This is a genomic window from Treponema sp. OMZ 857 (genome assembly GCF_024181085.1).
In the GTDB taxonomy this organism is placed as follows: Bacteria; Spirochaetota; Spirochaetia; order Treponematales; family Treponemataceae; genus Treponema.
Map to the genome: position 1 here is coordinate 249,254 of NZ_CP051147.1, position 21,108 is coordinate 270,361.

Sequence of the window (21,108 nt, forward strand, 5' to 3'; positions counted from 1 at the left end):
ACACGTTTGCAAAAACGTCCGGTTTTTTCTATAATATAACGATAATGAGTATGCAAAAACCTTTTTATGAAAAATTTATTAAAAAACCGTCTTCCGCTCGGACGCAAGACAAGCACAATCAATTCCAAGTAGAGGAAAAGAACCGGAAGCATCAGTCAAAAGAGAAAGATATTTATCAAAAAACTTCCGGACAGCGTCTTAATCAAAAAAATGAGAAGCAAAGCAAAAACCGAAACACTGCACTTTATACATTCGGCAGACCGATATTTGCAGAGCTGACTCCTGAAGCTAAAAATATCTTAGAGCATTTCCCTGCCTTGTTGGATCAGGTGTTACCGCTCGATGCAAAGAAGAAACAGCTGTTACCGCAGCACATTCACACGCTTTTCCATGAACTGACGGATGAGCGAAGCAGCAGAAAAACGCACTATTTAAATGATCCCGTAAAGCTTTCTGCATATACGCATTATTATGTCTGGTGGAATTTAGTGCGGCTTACCAAGCTCCTACAGAATATTGATATCCGGCTTGATGACGGCGATTATGCTGCGGACTTCGGTTCGGGGCCGCTTACTTTGGTCTGCGCTTTGTGGATTGCAAAACCGGAGCTGCGGAAAAAACGGCTGACATGGTATTGTGTGGATATTTCTAATAAGGCGCTCGGCTTTGGTGAAGAGCTTTTTTTAGCGCTCTGTGCATACACCGGTAAAAAGAATGACAACGGCGAAATTCCGTGGACTGTTAAGAAAGTGTGCGGGGCGTTCGGTACGCCATTGGCCGAAAAAGTATCGCTGGTAACGGAAGCAAATATGTTCAATGAGATATTCTGGAACAGCCCGCTCTCCCTCGATGACCAGGCCGAAAAAACGCACCGTACGGTTATGCACTATCTAAAGCCCGCCGGTTCGGTTCTGTTCATTGAACCGGGGATACCGCTTGCAGGCGAGTTTTTAAGCCTGTTGAGAACGGAATTTTTAGCGGCAGGTTTTTCTATATATGCGCCGTGTCCCCATGCCGGAGTTTGTTGTTTCCCCAATCGTCCTCTCCAAACCGGAACGGCGAAAATGCCGGTAGCGTTTCATAAATGGTGCCATTTTACTTTTGAAACGCACGATTCGCCTGAGAACCTTCTCCGTCTTTCAGAGGCTTCACATTTGGGAAAAGAGCGTGCAAGTTTAAGTTTTTTATACGGAACGTTATCCTCATCTGCCATATCTTCCGGCACCGCACAGCGGGAGGCTTCCGATGGGATACCCGTGCGTATCTGTTCGGATATCATCAAACCGGATCCTCAAACTATCGGCAGATATGCCTGTTCGGAAAAAGGCTTTATGTTCATCACCGGCCATGCGTACAAAGAATCGGTGCTAAATACCGCCGTATCGGGTACACTGCTCATCCTGCCGGAAGAGTCAGTGAAGCTTAATCAGCGGGATAAAAAGACCCATGCGCTGTTGGTAGAGGTGCTGTAAAAGTGGAGAGAAACGATTAGTTCTAAATTGCTATGGCCACCATTGTTTGCTATGGCCACCATTGTGGTTTGACACATCTTTCGTTTCCCTGCACATCCTCCTCTCCGCCCTTTACTCACCCCAACTCACTTATATCGAGCCGGTTGAAGCCTTCCAGTAATGCGCGGGCGATGTCTTTCAGCTTTGCAAGATCTCCTTTTCGGGTGCTTTCGATATTCAGCGGCATAACGGGGTCGTGCAGGGATAAGCGGAGCAGCATCCAGCCTTGTGCTTCCGCGCTTTTAAACGAAATACGCACCCCTTCATACGATTGCGGCAGTTCAAAGCCTGCGTTTTCGGCGCGCTCCTTAAATGCTTGCAGTATCTTCGTTCCGTATTCTTTAAAATCTTCGCCGCGTATCTTAAAGCGCAATTCAGTTTCTTCTACCATCGGCGGCAGCTTTTCAATCAGGCTTTCGATATTTTTTCCTGCGTGCTTTGCGTTCGCGAGCGATGTTACCAGCTTTACGGCAAGGAAAGCGCCGTCATCGAGGTAGTAATTGTCTTTCAGCGCGCCGTGTCCGGACGTTTCCATCGCCAGCGGGCTGATAATGCCCTGCTCGTTCAATTCGCGGCATTTGTTGATTACGTTTTTGTAGCCGCGCATATACCGCAGATGGGTGAGCCCCAGCTCCTGCTCAAGGAAGAAGGTGAGCCGGTCGGAAGTTACCGAATCGGTAACGATGGTACTGTGCGGATAGTCGGGTGCAAGGATTGCCGCCGTCATTGCGATAATTGCATCGCGGTTGACCTCCGTTCCGTCGGACAGCACTGCCGACATACGGTCAACATCCGTGTCGAAAATCAGACCTAAATCGGAATGGCTTTGCACGGTAGCGGTTTTTGCCGCTTCCATCGCCACCTTGTTTTCGGGATTGGGAATGTGATTGGGAAAGGTTCCGTCCGGTTCAAGGAAGCGGCTGCCGCTGGTATCGGCGCCAAGTGCTTTTAATACCTGCTCCGCGAAAAAGCCGCCCGCACCGTTCCCGGCATCGACCGCGATTTTTAAGTTTGCGAGCGGCTTTTCGGCATGGAAGTTCAAGCCTTTCCTGATTGCGTCTTGTAGGTGTTTTGAGTATCGCGCAATTAAATCGAATGATCGGCATTTCGGCGCGTTGCTGTCTCCGGTAGTCTGTTGTGCGACGGTATCAGGCGGAATGGCATTACTGTGCTGCGCTGTAGCATCATGCTGTGCGGCGGCACTGCGTAAAATTTCCGTGATGTCGGCGCGTTCAAGCCCGCCTGTTTTATCGAAGAACTTGAACCCGTTCCGGTTGAACGGGAGGTGGCTTGCGGTAATCATAATTGAACCGTCAAAGTTTGTTTCTTCAAACACGGTGCCCATAAACATTGCCGGTGTGGTAGCAAGCGAACAGCGCACGATAGTAACCCGCTGCACCGCAAGCCCTTCGATGAGCGCATTTTCAAGCGCTTCACCGGACAGCCGGGAATCCCGTCCGATACCGATCACCAGCGTATCCGTGCTGCGTCCTGTTTTTGCGGAAAGCCAGAGCGCAAACGCCGCGCCGATGTTCCGGCAGACTTCATTGGTCAGGTTAACGTGTTCGCCGTCAACGCCTTCCAGCGCAACGCCGCGGATATCGCTGCCGTTTTGCAGCTTTAAAAAATCATGTTCGTTCATAGTGCATTCATTATAGCAAAAAAAAGCGTGTGGGGTAGAGGGGGAAGCGCGGCTTTTAGTCGGGGAGAACCCTCTCGCAAAATGATGATCTGATGATATAGCTTGCTTGATATATAAAACTGCGGTACCATTAAGGAATGAGCAGGAATATAAACATGAACAAAAAATTTTTTTATTGGTTTATTATCAGCATTGCTGTTGCGGCACAGTTAGCTGCGACAGAGACGGTGCGTTTTCAGGAGCAGACTTACAGCGGTTCTGTAACGTACAACGCAAAGGCTCAGCCGGGAGACGCAGTATTCGTACGTCTTTCGATGAAGATGCCCGGAGCAACATCTAATAAGACTTCACAAAAGCCTGCTGCCGTTTTGCAGCTCTTTAAGGGAAAAGAGCGTGCTGCTTCCGCGCAGTTCTTCTTTACAAATCCACAAAATCGCAGCACGGAAACGGCTGAGATGCTTGCGGGTATTCCGCTTTCGACATGGCTTTCCGACAAGGATGTTTATTCACTTAAAGTGATTATTTCAACAGGGGATGCACAGAAAAAAGAAATAACGCTGCCATTCAGTATTCAAAAAAAGCAATTTGTTTCCGAGCATATTGTGCTTGATGCAAGAAATACAGGAATTAGGAAGGATGTGAGTCCGGAACGCCGTGCACAAAGTGAAAAACTCAATAAAATTCTTGAAACGGTAACACCGCAGGATGTGTATACATTGAAGCCCTTTACAATACCGGTAGATTCAAAACGGATAACGTCCGGTTTTGGCGATCGCCGGGTCTTTGAATATGCCGACAAGCAAACGAGTACTACGCTGCATTATGGAATAGATTATGGAGTGCCGACGGGGACTCCCGTTCACTCTTGTGCCGAGGGAAAAGTTGTGCTGGCAGAGAACCGTATTTCTACCGGCTGGAGCGTTGTGGTAGAACATTTGCCGGGACTATACAGTCTCTATTACCACATGGATTCGCTGAACGTGCAAGAAGGTCAATATGTCAAACAAGGGGAAACGCTTGGCCTTTCCGGTGCAACGGGGCTTGCAACCGGTCCGCATCTGCACTGGGAAGTGCGGCTGAATATGGGCGCTGTAAATCCCGAATTCTTTTTGAAAGAGTTTAGTTTTTAAAGGGAAGGGTGACATTCTCGTCTATTCCCTTTTGCCCGGTTATGCGTTTTGCAGAGCATTTGGCAATTTGAGCTATTGGTTGCGCCGCCTTTGCTCCAAGCGGAAACATGGTCAGTCTCCATTTCGCTCAATTTCCAGATTTTTGTTTTGTTGCCGGTGTTCTCTAAAGCGCAGAGCGGACAGTTGGAAGTGTCTTTTTTTTCGGCATCTGAAATCATTTATATCTATTCTACCATCTTTGTTTTCATCAGCGGTAAGGGTGAAGATTTTTCCTTTTATTCGGGTTTTGTTTGCATCAAAAAGCGGACTTTCTGTTTCAAATAAGCTCGGCTGATAGTGCTTATAGGTTTTGCTTTCGACGGCGTAGCTGGTGCTGATGAGTTTTTTTAATCCGAATGCTGCAAAGTTTTGTGCAAAGAATTTAGTAAAATTGCTCCATTCCGGCTCGTCGCACGGTAAGAGAATGGTTTTACCTTTGAATACATTAGGATTATATTCAATGTACGCATTTATCTCTTTTTGAATGTCGGGGTATTGGGTGTAAAACTCATCGTTTTTGGCTGTTTTTGCTGCCGAAAGATTTTGGTTTGCCATCGCTGGGTTCAGTATACCGGATTTCGTGCTATTGTCAAAGCGTTATGCTTTTCCTTGATTTATGTACAAGGATAATGTACCATAAGACTATGGAGCGGAATACGGACTTTGTATATCTTGATACATTTGTATGGGATACGGAAAAGAATGAACTCAACAAGAAAAAACATGGAGATTTATCTTTTGAACTTGCAAGCCGTGTATTCAACGATCCGTTACTGTATAATGTGTATGACTATTCCCATTCCGATGATGAATATAGGGAGAAATATATTGGTAAAATTGAAGGATATTACATAGTAAGTGTAATAGCAACAGATAGAGATAATTTGATACGGCTTATATCTGCCCGAAAAGCCGACAAAATGGAGGTACGATGTTATGAAGAAAACGCAAAGAGAATACAAAGTTATTGATTTTCCCCCGCTGACAGCGGAAGATCGGGCAGTATTAGACAAATTGGATGAAATGCCCGATAGCGAAATAAATTATGAGGATATTCCTAAAAGTACGTCTGACAGTAACGGTGGCTTTTACTATTTTCAGTCATTGAAAATACCTAAGACTGATGTACATACAAAAATCGATAACGATACGTTAGATTGGCTGAAAAAAGATGGAAAAGGCTACCAAGCGCGGCTGAACAATGTGCTGCGGTGGGCGCGAATGAACGGGTGTCCGATTGCATCGATGTAAGAGACTATAATATGCGGTATATCGAAATGGCAGGAGGATACGATGTCCATTAAGGCAAAAGACATGACGATGGCGGAACGCAAGGAACGTGTGGCGCAGCTGGTAAATCAATTTAAGGAAAATGAGCCCTTTTATCTTTCCAAGAATTTTGTGGAAAGCGAAGTGCGCAATAAGTTTATCGATCCGCTGCTTGAATGCCTGAAATGGGATGTCAAAAATGAGAAAGGAGCGCGGCATGATCGGCAGGAGGTTATTACCGAAGACCGCGTAGTGATGAACGGGCAGGTGAAGCATCCCGACTATACGCTCTGTTACGGCGGCGAGCGGAAGATGTATGTGGAAGCAAAGCAGCCGAGTGTTGACCTTAAAACAAATCCCGAACCGGCGCTGCAGGTGCGGCGGTATGCCTATACTTCAAAGATGCCGATTGCGGTGCTGACGGACTTTCAGGAATTTGCGATTTACGATACGCGGATTAAGCCGTCCGAAAAAGACTCTGCCGCCACTGCCCGCATTGAGTATCTGACTTACGATCAGCTCTCTGATAATTTTGAATCGCTGTACGATAAAATCAGCTGGGATGCCGTCGATCTTGGTAAGTTCGATACCTATTATGAAGGGACGAAAGATAAGCGGGGGACGGCAACTGTCGATGATGATATTTTGAATATGATCGAAAAATGGCGGATGGTTCTTGCCGAAGATATTGCGTTGCATAATGACGGAATCGATGCATTCAATTTGACGGGCGCTGTGCAGAAAATTATCGACCGGCTGCTCTTCTTACGGATTTGTGAAGATAAAGAAATTGAAGAAGGAAATCAGCTTAAAAAAATCGCGGAGCAAAAAACGGCTATTTATAAAAATGTGCAGCGGCTTTTTGAAAATGCGAATGCTAAATTCAATGCAGGGTTGTTTGCTTCCGACCAATGGCTTGACGAACTTGCCGTTGCGGATAAAACGCTTATCAGTATTATCAATGCGCTCTATTATCCTGAATGTCAGTATGAGTTCAGCGTACTGCCGGTTGAAATACTCGGTTCCATCTATGAACGCTTTTTGGGAAAGATTATCCGCTTTACGCGCAAAACGAAGAACGGGCACAGCATAGAAATTCTTGAAAAGCCGGAAGTACAAAAAGCAGGGGGTGTGTATTATACGCCGCCTTATATCGTTAAATACATCGTTGAAAACACAATCGGTAAAAAGCTTGTAGGCAAGACACCTGATGAGGTAAGCCGTTTGCGTTTTGTTGATCCTGCATGCGGTTCGGGGAGTTTTCTTGTCGGGGCATATCAGTATTTGCTGGACTGGCACTTGGATTGGTATTATGCGGAAACGCGGCGTGCGCAGGCAGAGAAGAAGGGGCTTATCTACAAAGATGCGGCAACAAAGGAGTATAAGCTGAGTGTCGAAGAGAAAAAACGCATCTTGCTGAACAATATCTACGGTGTGGATATCGACGCACAGGCGGTGGAGGTAACAAAGCTTTCGCTCTTTTTGAAGCTCTTGGAAAATGAGGGTAAGGCGCTTTCTCCAGGAGGGCAGTCTACACTATTCAAACAGAGCGAAATACAGAAACACAAAAAAATTTTACCGGATATGTCGCATAATATTAAATGCGGGAACAGCCTTATCGGAACGGATTACTACACGGGTAAGGATTTAACACTGTTCGGTATAGAGGAACAACGTAAGGTGAACGCCTTTGACTGGGATGCTCAGTTCCCGGGCATATTTGCAGACGGCGGTTTTGATTGCGTGATTGGGAATCCGCCGTATGTATTGTGCCAGCCTGGAACGACTGATGAAACACTGTTGAATTATTATAAATTCTATAAAGTTGCAAGTTATAAAATAGATTTATTCCACTTGTTTTTTGAAAAGGCAATTACGCTGTTAGCTGATCAAGGAATGCTTGGATTTATTACTCCGAATACCTATCTCACAAATAAATATATAAAACCACTACGCCAATATATTTTACATTGCTGTGATATTGAGCGACTAGTCATACATGATACCGTTTTTATGACAGCTTCTGTTGATGTGGCTACAATAATTTTAAGTAAGCAAAAAGAAAAAGATCATGCAATTATTATAGAGAAAGAAGAAAATCAAACGTTACAAAATTACCGGATGATTATTCAACGTTTATGGGAAGAAAATACCGATTTCCTTTTTAATATTAATCAAGTGAAAAAGATGGAATTTACAGATACGGTACCCTTAGGAACTATTTGTAATACTTATTTTGGTATACAAGCATTTGATAGAAAAGCATCAATTTCATTTGAAAAAATAGATGATAACTATCTGCCTATCATTGATGGAGAAGATATTTTTTCATTTGCGCTTGCACAGCCGAAAAAATTCTTTGATTATCGAAAACAAAATATAAAAAGCGGCGGTGATTGGAATGTTTACAGCAAAGATAGAATTGTCGTAAGGCAAATCGGTTCTATACCAATCGTAGGTCTATGTAAAGCTGACATACTTGCATCAAATACATTATATAGTATTTGGTCGAAAAATTCTGATTTTTCATTATTATACATACTGTCTATATTAAATTCAAAATTAATAAAAAATTATTGGAGTACAACATACTCCGATAACAAGTTACTATTTCCTAAAATAAAAGGATATCAGCTAAAAGAACTGCCTATTAAAAAAATTCCACTTCAAGAGCAAACGCCGCTTATCCATTTGGCTGAGCAAATGCTTGATTCACAGGAACAGCTGAATAGTGCAACCTCCGATTCTGATAAGAACTTCTTACAACAGCGGGTTGATATTTTGGATAAGCAGATAAATACTGTTGTATATGGACTGTACGGGGTGACTGCGGATGAGGTGAAGGTTGCGGAGGGGGAGTAAGAAAGAGTTATGGGAAATACAAATATGTCTGATCAATTTGCTTATATGAATCCTTGGTTAGACGAGAAAATAGAATATGTTATAGAGTATTTGTATAAACTACAAAAAATTCTTTTATTAGTATTAGGTTATAGTGATGAAAGTGGTTTTGATAAATTTATATTTAATAGATTTCCTTATAGTTCATGTCCTGACAAGGAGTATATGAAAGACTTATTCTCTAGCTGTAGTTTTCAAAGTGATAGAGAATGTATTTTGGAATTATTATCAAATTCTTTTTTTGACTTAACAAAGATTTTTAGTTTTGTAGTTGGAGGGCAGTGGGAGATAGAGGATAGAGATTTACTAGAAAATCAAGGGATTCAGGGGCTCAAAAAACTATATAAAAAATATGGTTTAAAACAGCAATCAAATATTCAGGTTTCAAATAAAATGTTATCCGACCAGTTTGATAGTAATATGGCTTATTGGTTATATGAAAGAATAGTATCTGTTATTGAAAAATTATTAGAAGTACAAAATTTTTTTGTAGCGGATAAACAGAATATTAAAGAACTATTAGTAAGTCCATATAATGATTCAAAAACTAATAATGAGCATATTCTCGATTTACTATCAGACAGTTTTTCTGAGTTAACAAGTATTTTAAAATTGTCTCTTGGAAAAGATTTAGAAGTTCAATCAAAAAAATTATTAGGCATTAGGGGAGATAAAGGTCTTGACAAATTATATGTAAAATATGGGATAAAATCAGAAACGGATATTCATCGAGATATATTTTTATTTATTCGAGAAGCTAAAGAACTATTAAAAGGAGAACGGGTGCCGAATAGAACTTTTTTTTATGATATCCTATATCCAATTGTAAAAGAATATCCATTATTACAGCATATTGATAATAATCTTGAGTTAGTTCGTGATGGGGAAATGAGTTGGGAAGTTTTTGTAGAAAAAACAGCAGTAGACTTAAATACTCTGGAGAAATTATATGAAAATGAATAATATTATACCCTCTGATTACGTATTTTAATCAAAGGAGGATTTAATGCTCCCATGCTCTGTATCGGGATACTTCATTGAAACTGATTTTATTGAAAGATATTACGGTTATAAGTATTATAGTACAAAATTTCTTTAAAAGGAGATAGACGATGTCAGAAGTAAAATACAATTACAAATCTCTTGAAGATTATTTAACTTCTAACCCATTAACTGTTGATAGGTGTTTTGATGATGGTTGGGGGGCAAAATTTCCTGTAAAAGGTATCGAACTTAATGCTTCAGTATTATTTGCAGATATTACCTCTTTTTCAAAGAAAACATTAGACCTTAATCCGATTGAAACACTCATTTATGTTAATAATTTTTTTTCATGGATATCTGCAGAAGCATTAATGCATTCACATGGCCTTATCGACAAATATATTGGCGATGAAATTATGGTTGTCTTTGCTAATGAGTTTGGCTCTGAGGATCATTTTATTGATGCTTTAAAAACAGCTCGTATGATGATGCAGTATGATGCTTTAGATTTTTCTCCGCATATTGGTATTGCAAGTGGTCATGTTGTTATTGGTTATGTGGGAACTCCATTAAAGTATAATTGTTCAGTTTTTGGTTTGCCTGTTATGTTAGCAGCACGGTGTACATCAGTCAGGTCAAATTGCTTAAAATCAATTGTATTTCCAGAAAGTTGTTGGAAATCTAACTATGTATTTAAAGATATATTTCCATCAATAAAGTGGTATAACTCAAAAAATGAATTATATAAGGAATCAGATAGTGGTTGGCAGAAAAAAGAAGCACGAAGTGTAGAGCTGAAAAATATTGGAGAAAAAAGCATAATAGAAATTATATGTAATACTACACATATTCCATCAATTTCAGCGCCAGAAATTGCAAAAATTTATTTCTCAGAATTTAAAAAAAATAGCCAGTATCATGGTTATAACCATAATGATTAGGAGCAATATTATAAAAATAATGGCTATTCAGCATATGTGCCGAAAAATGGTTATTTACAGCTTTTTCAATAGAATGAATCGCTATATGTAGCTTACAAGAAGAATCCCGCATGATCTATACAAAAGTGTTGAATAGTTAAAATTGTAGAGGAGGAAGATATGATAGGTAGCTATAGGAATACTTATAACTGTATTTAAACGGCAAAAATATTTATTAACTATTCACACTCTTGATGAATTTGATAAATATATTCACCAATTTCTATGTATGGAATAAAAATTAACAAAGACTAATGAATATTACTATCATATATCAATATTAACACACAGAAGTCCTTCAATGTCTTACGAAACAGTTATTGAACAAGTAAAAATGTTACCGGAACCATTGTTAGCATCAGTATCAACCTTCATTAAACTATTTGAATCTGCGCAATGCAATTTTACTGAAAACCACGCCGGCCACGCAAAGCCTAAAAAAAACTTTTTTTGCATTAGCGGAAAAATACACCTTGACCAGAACGCTGTTACCGAGTTACGCGAGGTAAGCTTGATATGATTTGATCTACTGAATGAATCTTTTAACCCACGTATCTAAAAAATTTATTTGCTCTTCCGTATGAAACCAATGTTCGCCCCTATCAAAAACCGTTAAGCTCGCGTTTATTGTATGTACAAAATTCGTCATTGTTTCCAAAGAAGTCATATCGTCTTTTTTACCGTAAAGAATGCCGGTAGGAATGTTCCATGTTATAGGATTGTTCCTGACAAAAGAAAGATATTCCCACGATAAGGGTTCGCCGAAAGAAGTACTGATTATCTTTTTTGCCCTCAGTTCTTCTTCGGATACCTTTGCCTTTTTCATCATAGTTAAGATTAGATTTTCCATATCGACAATTGGCGAAATAAACAGGGTTTTTGTGATCGGCTTTTCCGATAAAGAAATCAGAGAAAAATAAGCTCCTATACTGTTTGCGATTAATAAAATTTCACTGTACTTTGGAGCGATAAAATCAAAATAGTTTTGAAATTCTTCTTTAGCCTGCCACGGTAATTCCGCTTTATAATCGAATCCTATAACTTCATAATTGTCATTAAAAAGTTTTTTATAATGATTTGCTTCGTCTGCGGAACCGCCTTTTCCGTGCACATATATAACAGCGTTGTTCATTTAAAATAGCTCCTATCCTGCATCTATAAATCCGAAACAATAAATTATTTTAAGAAATCTTCCCAATCCTGCCGAGCGGCATAGGAAAATTCTAAGGCAGGGCAACCGCATTACAAATATTTTTAGCGGTTGCCTTCCTTCCTCTGTGCGAAATTTTGCTTAAAATTTCGCACATTTTTCCAGCAAATGGGTAAACGCATCAGGTAGAGTAGATATAAATCGCGGAAAAATTGATACTGTGAGACCATTTGAACCATCTTCAACTGTTGTACATCCGTGTACAACAGTTGAAGGCGAGTTTTGTGCGCGCACAAAACATCGCTGCTGTATGGAACTACTGCCATCCTTGGCAGTTCTGGTCGAATAGTATCAATTTTTCCGCGGGGAGACTAAAAAAACGACCTGATGCGTTTATCCTGAATTCTAAAGTCAATACATGGGAATTTCCAGAGTAATCCCCGCTTCCCACCTGTTGCCTTTCCGTTCAAAAATCGTGATGTTATCAACCGGAAAGTCTTCCGCAAGGTTTAGTTCGTTCATAACCTGAAGTGCCTTCGTCATTATGCCTACAGGAATATCCCGATTTGCAACAGTTGCGTGAGGCTGGAAAGGCTTTTTGTCTTTTTTAGTACAGCCTGGACAGGCATTCAAAATTGCTTGTACCGTTTTATCACGGAGCTTTGTCCAATTTTCACCTGCAACGACGTTTGCAAAAAGTGTTCTATCTCCAAACGCATCAAAGTTATCAATATGAGCAGTAAAACCTAAGCCTTTGGGCAAGACTTCTTTTTCAATCGCGTTGATTAAATCAGCTGTTGAATATTCTTCTTGCAATCCGAACGGAGGGACGAGTGTAACATGGATGGGAGTGCCATGCCCTGACTTGCAGCCGTAAACCTCATTCATATAACGGCGGCAATCTTCCAGAGTAAGGGTTATATCCTCTGGAAGGAGAACCCCGATAAAATGCGTTTGCTGCGGAACATTGTTTTGTTTCATCTCTATCATTATAGCATAAAACCATGTATCATTCTATCTTGGTGTTCTTCAGTATTCTGAATGCCGGCAGCTGGATTTTCTCAAAGTTATGATATAATAGTTATGCAATGTTAAGGTTAACTGAAAATGATTCATAATCCGGTATTTTTTCATGTTGATTTAGATGCTTTTTTTGCCTCGGTAGAACAGCTTGATAATCCGGCTTATCGCGGCAAGCCGGTTATTGTCGGCGGGCTTGGTAGGCGAGGTGTTGTTTCAACTGCTTCGTATGAAGCGCGGAAATTCGGTGTCCATTCTGCGATGCCGATAGCCCGTGCGCGTGCCTTGTGTCCGCAGGGGATCTTTATAAAAACACGAATGCAGCGTTACTATGAAAAATCGAAAGAGATTATGAGCATTTTTAAAAACTTTAGTCCCGATATACAGCAGCTTTCTGTCGATGAAGCGTTCCTCGATATGAGCGGTACTGAAAAAATATTCGGCGATACGACAACGGCAGCCCGGCTTTTAAAAACTACCATTTTTGAACAAACCGGTTTGCGCGTTTCCGTAGGAGCTGCTTCTAATAAGTACATTGCAAAAATTGCGTCGGGACAATCGAAACCGGATGGTTTGCTGGTTATTCCGCCAGGCGGAGAAGGGGCGTTTATGCAGTCGCTGCGTTTAAGCGATGTATGGGGGATCGGCGGCAAAACGCGTGCGAGACTTGCGGAGGCCGGTCTGACGACTATTGCTGAAATTCTCAAACAGCAGGAATCCGTTTTACAGCTGATTATCGGGAATGCCGCCGGTACGTTTTTGTATCAAGCCGTCCGCGGAGATATGGCGCATGTTTTTAACGAAGAGCGGAAAAGTCATGCTATCAGTACGGAACGCACGTTTGAAACCGATCTTCATGAAAGAGACGAAATCTCCGATGTGCTGTTTCAGCTGAGTGCTGAGTTGATGTGCCGTATTCTTGATGAGCGTATTCAAAGCCGCACCGTACATATTAAAATACGGTATACGGATTTTACCACCATTTCGGCACAGCAGAGCGGGGCATTGATTAACGATTCTGCTGATTTATATGAGCGGGCACAAAAGCTGTTCTTTTCCCGTTTTGATACGGCGCTGTCCGTCCGGCTTATCGGGATTGGGGTGGATGTCGGCAGCGACAACAGTCAGTTGGAGCTTTTTGCTTCCGAAAAAGCGACAAAAAAACGTAAAATTGAAGAAGCGGTTTTGAATATTGCAAAGAAGAATAAAGATGTCAAAATTGTGCAAGCACGATTGCTCCCGCGGGGAGAATAGCGGAGTATAATGAGTTTATGGCTTGCTTCCGTACTTCGGGATTGTCTCTGCGGCAAGGGATGCGTCTGTATACGATTGTGCCGGCACTGTGTCTTTTATCGCTGTGGCTTTTGAGTTCGTAGTTTGTGCTGCTTTTACGTTTTCCTTTTGCACTGTTGTATTAGATGATATGACGGCGGAGGAATCAAGTTCCATAAGGTTATCTGTCCACACTTCGCATTGGTTCATAACAGTTTCCACTGCATCTTCTACCCCTGCTGGCGGGTAATCATATTTTTTTAAGAGTCTTTTGATAAGCATCCGCATGTGTGCCCGAGCACCTGCTTTCCGCGACCAATCGATGGTTTTATTTTTACGCAGTGTTTCGGTTAATGCCTTTGTCATTGCAATCAGCTCATCATTTTTATAAAAATCTTTGATTGCTTCAGGCTTCGTGAGAGCATCATAAAACGCGGATTCTTCGGCGCTCAAGCCTAGCTGTTTTCCTTCCTGTTCGGCTTCGGTGATTTGCCGTGCGAGTTTGAGCATCTCGGCTATGACTTCTTCGTTGGTAAGCATCCCGTTCAAATAGGCATTTACGGTCTGCTGCAGCATTTTGCTGAATTTTTCTGATTTTACAACATTGTACCTCTGATAGATATGTACTTGTTCCGCAAGCAGCCGCTTGAGCAGCTCGACGGCAAGGTTGCGCTCTTTCATATTCGCAATATCTTCTAAAAATCCCGGAGAAAAGAGGGAAAAAGCTTTTGAAATATCCGAAAAAAGATTGACTACACCGCTGCTTTTAATACTCTGCATTAAAAGCGCATTGATCTGAGCATTCAATTCAGGCAGTGAAAGCCGTTTGCCGCCACCGGTATAGCTTAATCTGACTAACAAAACACGTACCGCTTCAAAAAAAGCAGCTTCAAACCGTTGCGGTTCTACAGCAACGGAAGAACAGAGGGAGAGTGCTTGCCGGAGCAAGAATGCTTCTTTCAAAAAAGTGTCTTTTTGCTTTTCGTTTTCACGTGCCATAAGAAAGTTCACCGCACCGCTTATCGCCTTTGCCCGTTCCAGATCGGTACCGGTCATAAACATAGAGTAATCATAGCCATGTAAGAGGTCTTGGCAGATAGAAAGTTTTTCTAGGAAGGTAGGATAAGCAACGGAAAGAATATCAGTGTCGCCGTATTGTTTTTTATCGCGGCTGGTGTAGTCGTTCATTGCCTGTTTGAGCGCCCGTATAATCCCGATGTAATCGACTACGAGTCCTCCTTCTTTATCCTGAAAAACACGGTTGACACGGGCGATTGCCTGCATCAGATTATGCCCAGCCATCGGCTTGTATATATACATGGTAGCAAGAGACGGTACATCAAAACCGGTCAACCACATATCGACAACAATCGCAATCTTGAGCGGACTCGTGTTATCCTTAAATTTTGCAGCAAGTTCATCCCGTCGGTGTTTATTTCCAATAATACTCCGCCATGATTCATCGTCATCATTGGTAGAAGTCATAACGACAGCAACGGTTTCAGTCCATATAGGACGCAGCTCCAGCATTTTACGGTAAATCTTCATCGCAATAGGCCGGGAATAAGCGACAACCATCGCTTTACCGGTTAGAAGGCAGGCACGGTTACTTTCATAATGTTCAATAATATCGCGCACCAGCGAATCGATTGCTTCATCGCTGCCGAGCAATGCTTCCATTTTGGTAAGTTCGTGTTTACTTTTTTCAATGACGTATTCATCGGTTTGTTGCGCAGCCGCATCATATTCCGCATCGATGAGCTGCAAAGTTTCCTGATCTAGTTTGAGCTTGATGACGCGACTTTCATAATATACCGGCCGAGTTGCGCCGTCTTCAACTGCCTGCGTCATATCGTAAATATCGATGTAATCGCCAAACACTTCGCGAGTGCTGCGATCGGCAGCGGAGATCGGTGTTCCGGTAAAACCGATATAACTTGCATTCGGTAGACTGTTACGAATAATGCGTGCAGTACCGATTATCCGTTTGGCGATATCTTCACCTGCGTCGTTTTTGGCTATTTTTATTTTTTCGGTGAGGCCGTATTGTCCGCGGTGAGCTTCATCTGCCATCACAATGATATTCCGACGTTCCGACAGCGGTTCAGAAGATTCTTCGAACTTCTGCATGGTGGTAAAAAAGATACCGTTTGCCTGTCGTCCTGCAAGCAGTTGTTTTAGGTTTTGTCTGCTTGTTGCTTGTATTGGAGATTGCCGCAAAAAGCTCTTGCATTTAGCAAACTGACCATAGAGTTGATCGTCAAGGTCATTTCGATCCGTAATTACTACAATAGTAGGGCTTTCCAATGCAGCTTGCAGCAAATGGGCGTAAAACACCATCGAGAGAGATTTTCCGCTTCCCTGCGTATGCCAAAACACTCCGGCTTTTCCGTCGGTCTTAACAGCTTTTTGCGTTGAAAGGATGGCTTTCCGCACGGCAAAGTATTGATGATACCCTGCAAGGATTTTAAAGCTCTCGAGTCCCTCATCCGAGAAGCAAATGAAGTTTTTGATGATATCCAAAAGCCGTTCTTTTTTAAACATACCTTCAAAAAACGTATCAAACTGAGCATACTGGGTATTTTCGTAGTTGCCGTCCTTTGTTTTCCACTCCATAAAGCGGTCTTCTCCGGATGTTATCGTACCTGCTTTTGAGGTAAGCTGATCACTCATTACGCAGATTGCATTGTAGATAAACAGAGAAGGGACTTCTCTCATATAGTTGCGGATTTGCCGGTAAGCCTCGGATGCATCGGTTTCCTCACGGGATGGTGACTTCAGTTCTATCAGTACAATCGGCAGTCCGTTAAGAAACAGGAGCATATCGGGGCGTTTTGTGCTGTTTTCGATATATGTCCATTGATTTGCGATGATAAATGAATTGCGCGCAGGATTGTCATAATCGGCAAGATATACGATAGCTGACCGCCGTTGCCCCTGATCAAAATACTGTACTTCGATACCGTTTTGCAGGTAATCCATAAAAAGCGTATTTTTTTGCAGCAGTTCGGCGTTTTCAAAATGCTGTAATTTAGAAAGCGCTTCCTGAATCGCCTCTTGCGGCAGATCCGCGTTAATCCGATACAGAGAATCCTCTAAAACAGTATGGAACAGGGGGCTATGAAAATCCCGTTCAACATCCGGCCCGTACACATAGTCATAGCCCAATGTATCTCTAAAAAGCTCAATCAAAGAATGTTCATAATCGGTTTCGGTATAATTTTGCACACTCTCTCCTTTTGAAAATATACAGTGCATCTACTGCGTCGCATCATTAAAAGTGTACATCCGTGTACACTTTTAATGGCGATGTTTCGGTGCTGCCGAAACATCGCTTCTGATAAAACCAGCGGCATCCATGCCGCTACTGAAATTCTCACCGTTTCAGAACGGACATGGATGTCCGTGATATAAAACAAGAGCGATGTTTTTGCGTGAGCAAAAACTCGCCGTCAGCAAATGTACACGGATGTACATTTGCTGACAGGGTATCTACACCGTCTCTTTTCAAAAGGCTCACGAAAACCTGATTTTTCAAAAAAGAGGTGTTTCATCGCTGCGCTAAATCAGAATTTATCGGCTAATATATCCAAGGCTTGATGCGGTGTTATGACGAAGGGAACTTCAGGAAAATGTTTTATATTGCCGGTAATTAAATAAGCATTAAACTGTTGCCGAGCATGTAACGTAACGGCATAGAAAACAATGTCTTTCGGATCGGGCATTGGTTCATTGACTGATATGCCGTTAAATTTTATCCCTATCTCTTGTATCGCATGTACTGCAATATCAACTGATTTTGCCGGAAAACAAAATTTTGGACGGTGCAGTACGGTAGAATATTCAGCAATAATTTCTTCATTATAAATCGGAATAATATTACCTGCATACATGTTATTGACGACAGAGCGAGGAACAGAATTTTCCTTTAGAAATGCTGAAACAAGCACATTTGTATCAACAACAGCATATAGAGGCATATTATTATCCCTTGCGAACGGCATTGATTTCAGCATTAATTTCGTCAAGACTCATATTGGCAATGCCGTTTACGGTAGCACTTTCGGTCATTTTCTGCATTGCAGACATCACATCTTGTGGAATTCGCCTTTTCAAAGCCTTTTGATCCGAATTTCCTAACTTCATGCTAAATGGAATGCCATTTTCTGCAACGCTCCGCTTAAAAAAAATACGCACTGCTGTTGATAAATCTAAGCCAAGACCTTCATAGACGGCAGCAGCATCGTTTTTCAGCTTTTCATCTACTCGGATTTGAACTAAGGTACTTGCCATAAGGAATCTCCTGAAACCGATATTATCATATAAAAAGTCATTTTTGCAAGTATAATGTAATAACAAATTCTTATAGCTGTAAAAATCTTTCAAATTGTTTGAAAATATATCAATCAAGCTCTATTTTTGAAACGTCTATTTCTCCAGACATCAATTTGGGGAGAAGAGTGTCGCGGAGGGCAGAAAGCGCTGTATTTTCAATACGGGTTGTGATAATAAAATCATATACGTGACTAAGCAAGTTTTCCACTGTCAAATATACTTGTTTTGTAGGAATAACAACCTCTGCTTTTGCTAAATTTTCTCGTTTGATATGTCCTAGTGTGGTTGCTTTATCTGCAGCTTCCGTAATAAAGTGATGTAAATGAAATTTTGTCCAACAATAATAAAACCATTTGACATATTTGTTCGAGCTTACTTTAAAAAGATGTTGGTTCAATCCGCACAAACCTCCACACCAGAAATCGATTAGTAAACTCCCTGACCAAGAAAAAATAACATCGCCATTATGTATTAAATAAGCAGGATTTACATTATTTGAACATAATTCACTGCTATTATCGCAAAAACCTTGACGAAGTTCTTTGATTTTCATAACAGGAATTCCTTGTTCATTATTGAGAGGGCGATATTTTTGCATTGCTAGGCCATTCACATAATCTGCAATATCCAGTAAACACGCCTTTTCCCAATCATCTGGCATTGTACCGCCGAATGGCTCAAAATCAATAAACCATGACTTAAAAATTGCCTGAGCCTGCTGCTCTAAATTAGTATTTATCTGCTTAAAAATATCCGCAGCAAAACAAAAAGCATCAAAAATAACAGCAGTAAATTAGTATTTATCTGTCGATTGAGCTCGATTTTTTTATCAATATCATATAAAATATCAACAATTTTTTGTTGTATGGTAATAGAAGGAAGCCGTATTTCCATTCTTTTCATAATCCAACCAGAAAGGCCTCCTCTTGTACTTGTTCCATCTGATAATTGCCTAAGCTCCTGATAACGATTAGTTAGATTATAATATAAATAGAGCGGCAGAATGATATTTTGTTTAGGAACAAGAACTAACACAGATTGACTTACATATGTATCTATCATTAAATAACTTACTTGTCCCCTAGTATAGCCTTGTCCGGCAGAAGCGACAATGATACTACCTTGCTGTGCTTTTTTAGTCGCAGAAAACTTTACACCCTCTGAGGTGATTTTTTTCTTTGTATCATAAATGAAATGTTTTGATGTTTCACTGGACGATAGCCAATTTACATCCCCATTCCAGAATAATGATTGTTTTGTTGAAGGAGTTCCACCACTATATATATTGGTACAGGTTTGATTCAATGTATAAATTTTCCACTCACATCTCATAGCCGATTGCTCCAAGATTTTTACGTATTTCGGCTTCTAATTCGTGTGATTTTGTGAAGAGTCCCATTAATTCGGTAGTCAAACGTTTCATTTTATCATCGAAAGGTTCACCGTCATCTTCTTGTTCTTCAATACCGACATAGCGTCCCGGCGTTAAGATAAAATCTTGCCGGGCAATCTCCTCCGTATCGGCGATTGCGCAGAAGCCTTTTACCGGTTCTAATATTCCGTTTTGAAATGCTTCAAAAGTATCGCCGAGTTTTTTAATATCCTTATCGCTAAAATCCCGATGGTTTTTATCTACCATGTGTCCCATTTTGCGGGCATCGATAAATACGGTTTTTCCTTTCTGCTTCTTGTTTTTTGAAATGAACCAGAGGGTAACAGGAATAGTAACGCTGTAAAAAAGTTGTGTAGGCAGCGCAACGATTCCTTCTATTAAGTCTGCTTCAATAATATTTTTTCTGATTTGACCCTCTCCGCTTGTTTGTGTCGAAAGAGCGCCATTAGCAAGTACAAGTCCGATTTTACCGTTAGCAGAAAGATGGTATATCATGTGCTGTATCCACGCATAGTTCGCATTGCCGGCAGGAGGAAGCCCATATTTCCAGCGGACATCATCTTTAAGCTTATCCTGCCCCCAGTTTGAGAGATTGAAGGGCGGATTTGCCATAATATAATCGGCTTTTAAGGTTGGATGTAAGTCGTTAAAAAAGGTATCGGCTTGATGAGAGCCGAAATCAACTTCGATACCGCGGATTGCCATATTCATTTTTGCCATTTTCCAGGTATCGGCATTGCTTTCTTGTCCGTACACTGAAATACCGTAGCGGTTCCCCGCATGTTCATTGATAAATCGAACCGATTGTACGAACATACCGCCCGATCCGCAGCATGGATCATAGATGCGGCAGTTGGAAAACGGCTTGAGTATTTCTACAATAGTTTTGACAATACTTGCCGGAGTATAAAACTCTCCGCCCTTTTTACCCTCGTAGGCAGCAAACTGCGCAATGCAGTATTCATACGTTCTGCCGAGCAAGTCTTTGCTTTCCTCCGTACCATCCATATCCATGTTGGTAAAAAGGTCAACAACATCACCAAGGACACGCTTATCCAAATCATGACTTGCATAATTTTGAGGCAGCACATTTTTAAGGTTTTTATTTTCTGCTTCTATTTCCCGCATTGCGGTATCAATTACAATGCCGATTTCCGGAGTATGCGCTGCCGTCGCGATGATATTCCAGCGAGCTTTTTCGGGTACAAAGAAAATATTTTTCTCTTCGTAAGCATCGCGATCGTTCTCAAAACCGTCACCGTCGCTCACTAGCTCAGCATAGCGTTTTTCAAATGCAGATGAAATGTACCGTAAAAAAATCAGTCCAATAATTACTTTCCGGTATTCGGCAGCAGGAATATGTCCCCACAAGACGCATGCAGCATCCCAAATCTGTTTTTCAAATCCGATATTCGCATTGTTTTTTACCGGCATAGAGACGGCTCCTTTTTTGAGTTAATTTACCTACCACACACTTTTCTA

The 21,108-nt window shown here is 41.3% G+C and carries 19 protein-coding genes; 8 read left to right on the plus strand and 11 right to left on the minus strand.

Translation table 11 applies throughout. From position 1 onward, the window contains the following. Positions 1-50: 50 nt before the first annotated feature. A complete protein-coding gene (locus E4N66_RS01010) occupies positions 51-1,472 on the plus strand; it encodes a small ribosomal subunit Rsm22 family protein (protein WP_253728623.1) in 1,422 nt (473 codons plus the stop codon). Positions 1,473-1,587: 115 nt separating this feature from the next. Here the strand turns inward: E4N66_RS01010 and E4N66_RS01015 are convergent, their stop codons facing one another. Beyond that, positions 1,588-3,153 carry a phosphohexomutase domain-containing protein gene (locus tag E4N66_RS01015; protein ID WP_253728624.1) on the minus strand — a complete coding sequence of 522 codons (1,566 nt, stop codon included), beginning with the start codon at positions 3,151-3,153 and terminating at the stop codon, positions 1,588-1,590. Between the two features lie 155 nt (positions 3,154-3,308). On the opposite strand from E4N66_RS01015, the gene E4N66_RS01020 reads away from it, so the two are divergent. Then, complete coding sequence (locus E4N66_RS01020; protein WP_253728625.1) at positions 3,309-4,283, plus strand: M23 family metallopeptidase; 975 nt, start codon at positions 3,309-3,311, stop codon at positions 4,281-4,283. Here the strand turns inward: E4N66_RS01020 and E4N66_RS13025 are convergent. Both E4N66_RS13025 and E4N66_RS01030 read right to left on the minus strand, forming a co-directional pair. Continuing rightward, entirely contained in the window at positions 4,280-4,501 is a 222-nt protein-coding gene (locus tag E4N66_RS13025; RefSeq protein WP_371922430.1) for an HNH endonuclease, read from the minus strand. The genes E4N66_RS01020 and E4N66_RS13025 overlap by 4 nt on opposite strands. Next, positions 4,395-4,877 carry an adenine-specific methyltransferase EcoRI family protein gene (locus E4N66_RS01030; RefSeq protein ID WP_253728627.1) on the minus strand — a complete coding sequence of 161 codons (483 nt, stop codon included), beginning with the start codon at positions 4,875-4,877 and terminating at the stop codon, positions 4,395-4,397. The genes E4N66_RS13025 and E4N66_RS01030 overlap by 107 nt, the downstream gene beginning before the upstream one ends. Before the next feature lie 89 nt (positions 4,878-4,966). On the opposite strand from E4N66_RS01030, the gene E4N66_RS01035 reads away from it, so the two are divergent. From E4N66_RS01035 to E4N66_RS01055, 5 genes are all read left to right on the plus strand, one after another. After that, positions 4,967-5,293 (plus strand): BrnT family toxin, encoded by a 327-nt coding sequence (locus E4N66_RS01035; RefSeq protein WP_253728628.1) that lies wholly within the window; start codon positions 4,967-4,969, stop codon positions 5,291-5,293. Further along, positions 5,259-5,573: a BrnA antitoxin family protein gene (locus E4N66_RS01040; protein ID WP_253728629.1), complete on the plus strand. Its 315-nt coding sequence runs from the start codon at positions 5,259-5,261 to the stop codon at positions 5,571-5,573. The genes E4N66_RS01035 and E4N66_RS01040 overlap by 35 nt, the downstream gene beginning before the upstream one ends. 42 nt (positions 5,574-5,615) lie before the next feature. Beyond that, positions 5,616-8,453 carry an Eco57I restriction-modification methylase domain-containing protein gene (locus E4N66_RS01045; protein WP_253728630.1) on the plus strand — a complete coding sequence of 946 codons (2,838 nt, stop codon included), beginning with the start codon at positions 5,616-5,618 and terminating at the stop codon, positions 8,451-8,453. Positions 8,454-8,462: 9 nt separating this feature from the next. Then, positions 8,463-9,455: a hypothetical protein gene (locus tag E4N66_RS01050; RefSeq protein WP_253728631.1), complete on the plus strand. Its 993-nt coding sequence runs from the start codon at positions 8,463-8,465 to the stop codon at positions 9,453-9,455. A 149-nt stretch (positions 9,456-9,604) separates the two neighbouring features. After that, the gene (locus E4N66_RS01055) at positions 9,605-10,417 is read left to right on the plus strand and encodes an adenylate/guanylate cyclase domain-containing protein (RefSeq protein ID WP_253728632.1); all 813 of its coding nucleotides are present in this window, start codon (positions 9,605-9,607) and stop codon (positions 10,415-10,417) included. Positions 10,418-10,982: 565 nt separating this feature from the next. Here E4N66_RS01055 and E4N66_RS01060 read toward each other — a convergent pair. Both E4N66_RS01060 and E4N66_RS01065 read right to left on the minus strand, forming a co-directional pair. Continuing rightward, positions 10,983-11,588, minus strand: a complete 606-nt coding sequence (locus E4N66_RS01060; protein WP_253728633.1) for an alpha/beta hydrolase — start codon at positions 11,586-11,588, stop codon at positions 10,983-10,985. 429 nt (positions 11,589-12,017) lie between these two features. Continuing rightward, entirely contained in the window at positions 12,018-12,587 is a 570-nt protein-coding gene (locus E4N66_RS01065; protein ID WP_253729418.1) for a 2'-5' RNA ligase family protein, read from the minus strand. A gap of 126 nt (positions 12,588-12,713) precedes the next feature. Between E4N66_RS01065 and dinB the strand changes: the two genes are divergently transcribed. Beyond that, on the plus strand, positions 12,714-13,880 hold the full coding sequence (gene dinB / locus E4N66_RS01070) for a DNA polymerase IV (protein WP_044014696.1): 1,167 nt from the start codon (positions 12,714-12,716) through the stop codon (positions 13,878-13,880). A gap of 15 nt (positions 13,881-13,895) precedes the next feature. Here the strand turns inward: dinB and E4N66_RS01075 are convergent, their stop codons facing one another. From E4N66_RS01075 to E4N66_RS01100, 6 genes are all read right to left on the minus strand, one after another. Beyond that, positions 13,896-17,126, minus strand: a complete 3,231-nt coding sequence (locus tag E4N66_RS01075) for a type I restriction endonuclease subunit R (RefSeq protein ID WP_253728634.1) — start codon at positions 17,124-17,126, stop codon at positions 13,896-13,898. 338 nt (positions 17,127-17,464) lie between these two features. Continuing rightward, positions 17,465-17,911 carry a PIN domain-containing protein gene (locus tag E4N66_RS01080; protein WP_200877782.1) on the minus strand — a complete coding sequence of 149 codons (447 nt, stop codon included), beginning with the start codon at positions 17,909-17,911 and terminating at the stop codon, positions 17,465-17,467. Further along, on the minus strand, positions 17,883-18,191 hold the full coding sequence (locus tag E4N66_RS01085) for a type II toxin-antitoxin system RelB/DinJ family antitoxin (RefSeq protein WP_253728635.1): 309 nt from the start codon (positions 18,189-18,191) through the stop codon (positions 17,883-17,885). The genes E4N66_RS01080 and E4N66_RS01085 overlap by 29 nt, the downstream gene beginning before the upstream one ends. A gap of 109 nt (positions 18,192-18,300) precedes the next feature. Next, positions 18,301-18,894, minus strand: coding sequence for a restriction endonuclease subunit S (locus tag E4N66_RS01090; RefSeq protein WP_253728636.1), 594 nt, complete (start codon positions 18,892-18,894; stop codon positions 18,301-18,303). A 74-nt stretch (positions 18,895-18,968) separates the two neighbouring features. Beyond that, positions 18,969-19,565, minus strand: a complete 597-nt coding sequence (locus E4N66_RS01095; protein WP_052185496.1) for a restriction endonuclease subunit S — start codon at positions 19,563-19,565, stop codon at positions 18,969-18,971. Then, positions 19,555-21,060: a type I restriction-modification system subunit M gene (locus tag E4N66_RS01100; protein WP_253728637.1), complete on the minus strand. Its 1,506-nt coding sequence runs from the start codon at positions 21,058-21,060 to the stop codon at positions 19,555-19,557. The genes E4N66_RS01095 and E4N66_RS01100 overlap by 11 nt, the downstream gene beginning before the upstream one ends. Positions 21,061-21,108: the final 48 nt, after the last annotated feature.

What these genes read in the sequence shown, in the direction of transcription:
- E4N66_RS01010 (WP_253728623.1), top strand. Translation starts at nt 51, where the DNA reads ATGCAAAAACCTTTTTATGAAAAATTTATTAAAAAACCGTCTTCCGCT.
- E4N66_RS01015 (WP_253728624.1), bottom strand. Translation starts at nt 3,153, where the DNA reads ATGAACGAACATGATTTTTTAAAGCTGCAAAACGGCAGCGATATCCGC.
- E4N66_RS01020 (WP_253728625.1), top strand. Translation starts at nt 3,309, where the DNA reads ATGAACAAAAAATTTTTTTATTGGTTTATTATCAGCATTGCTGTTGCG.
- E4N66_RS13025 (WP_371922430.1), bottom strand. Translation starts at nt 4,501, where the DNA reads ATGATTTCAGATGCCGAAAAAAAAGACACTTCCAACTGTCCGCTCTGC.
- E4N66_RS01030 (WP_253728627.1), bottom strand. Translation starts at nt 4,877, where the DNA reads ATGGCAAACCAAAATCTTTCGGCAGCAAAAACAGCCAAAAACGATGAG.
- E4N66_RS01035 (WP_253728628.1), top strand. Translation starts at nt 4,967, where the DNA reads ATGGAGCGGAATACGGACTTTGTATATCTTGATACATTTGTATGGGAT.
- E4N66_RS01040 (WP_253728629.1), top strand. Translation starts at nt 5,259, where the DNA reads ATGAAGAAAACGCAAAGAGAATACAAAGTTATTGATTTTCCCCCGCTG.
- E4N66_RS01045 (WP_253728630.1), top strand. Translation starts at nt 5,616, where the DNA reads ATGTCCATTAAGGCAAAAGACATGACGATGGCGGAACGCAAGGAACGT.
- E4N66_RS01050 (WP_253728631.1), top strand. Translation starts at nt 8,463, where the DNA reads ATGGGAAATACAAATATGTCTGATCAATTTGCTTATATGAATCCTTGG.
- E4N66_RS01055 (WP_253728632.1), top strand. Translation starts at nt 9,605, where the DNA reads ATGTCAGAAGTAAAATACAATTACAAATCTCTTGAAGATTATTTAACT.
- E4N66_RS01060 (WP_253728633.1), bottom strand. Translation starts at nt 11,588, where the DNA reads ATGAACAACGCTGTTATATATGTGCACGGAAAAGGCGGTTCCGCAGAC.
- E4N66_RS01065 (WP_253729418.1), bottom strand. Translation starts at nt 12,587, where the DNA reads ATGAAACAAAACAATGTTCCGCAGCAAACGCATTTTATCGGGGTTCTC.
- dinB (WP_044014696.1), top strand. Translation starts at nt 12,714, where the DNA reads ATGATTCATAATCCGGTATTTTTTCATGTTGATTTAGATGCTTTTTTT.
- E4N66_RS01085 (WP_253728635.1), bottom strand. Translation starts at nt 18,191, where the DNA reads ATGGCAAGTACCTTAGTTCAAATCCGAGTAGATGAAAAGCTGAAAAAC.
- E4N66_RS01090 (WP_253728636.1), bottom strand. Translation starts at nt 18,894, where the DNA reads ATGCCAGATGATTGGGAAAAGGCGTGTTTACTGGATATTGCAGATTAT.
- E4N66_RS01095 (WP_052185496.1), bottom strand. Translation starts at nt 19,565, where the DNA reads ATGAGATGTGAGTGGAAAATTTATACATTGAATCAAACCTGTACCAAT.
- E4N66_RS01100 (WP_253728637.1), bottom strand. Translation starts at nt 21,060, where the DNA reads ATGCCGGTAAAAAACAATGCGAATATCGGATTTGAAAAACAGATTTGG.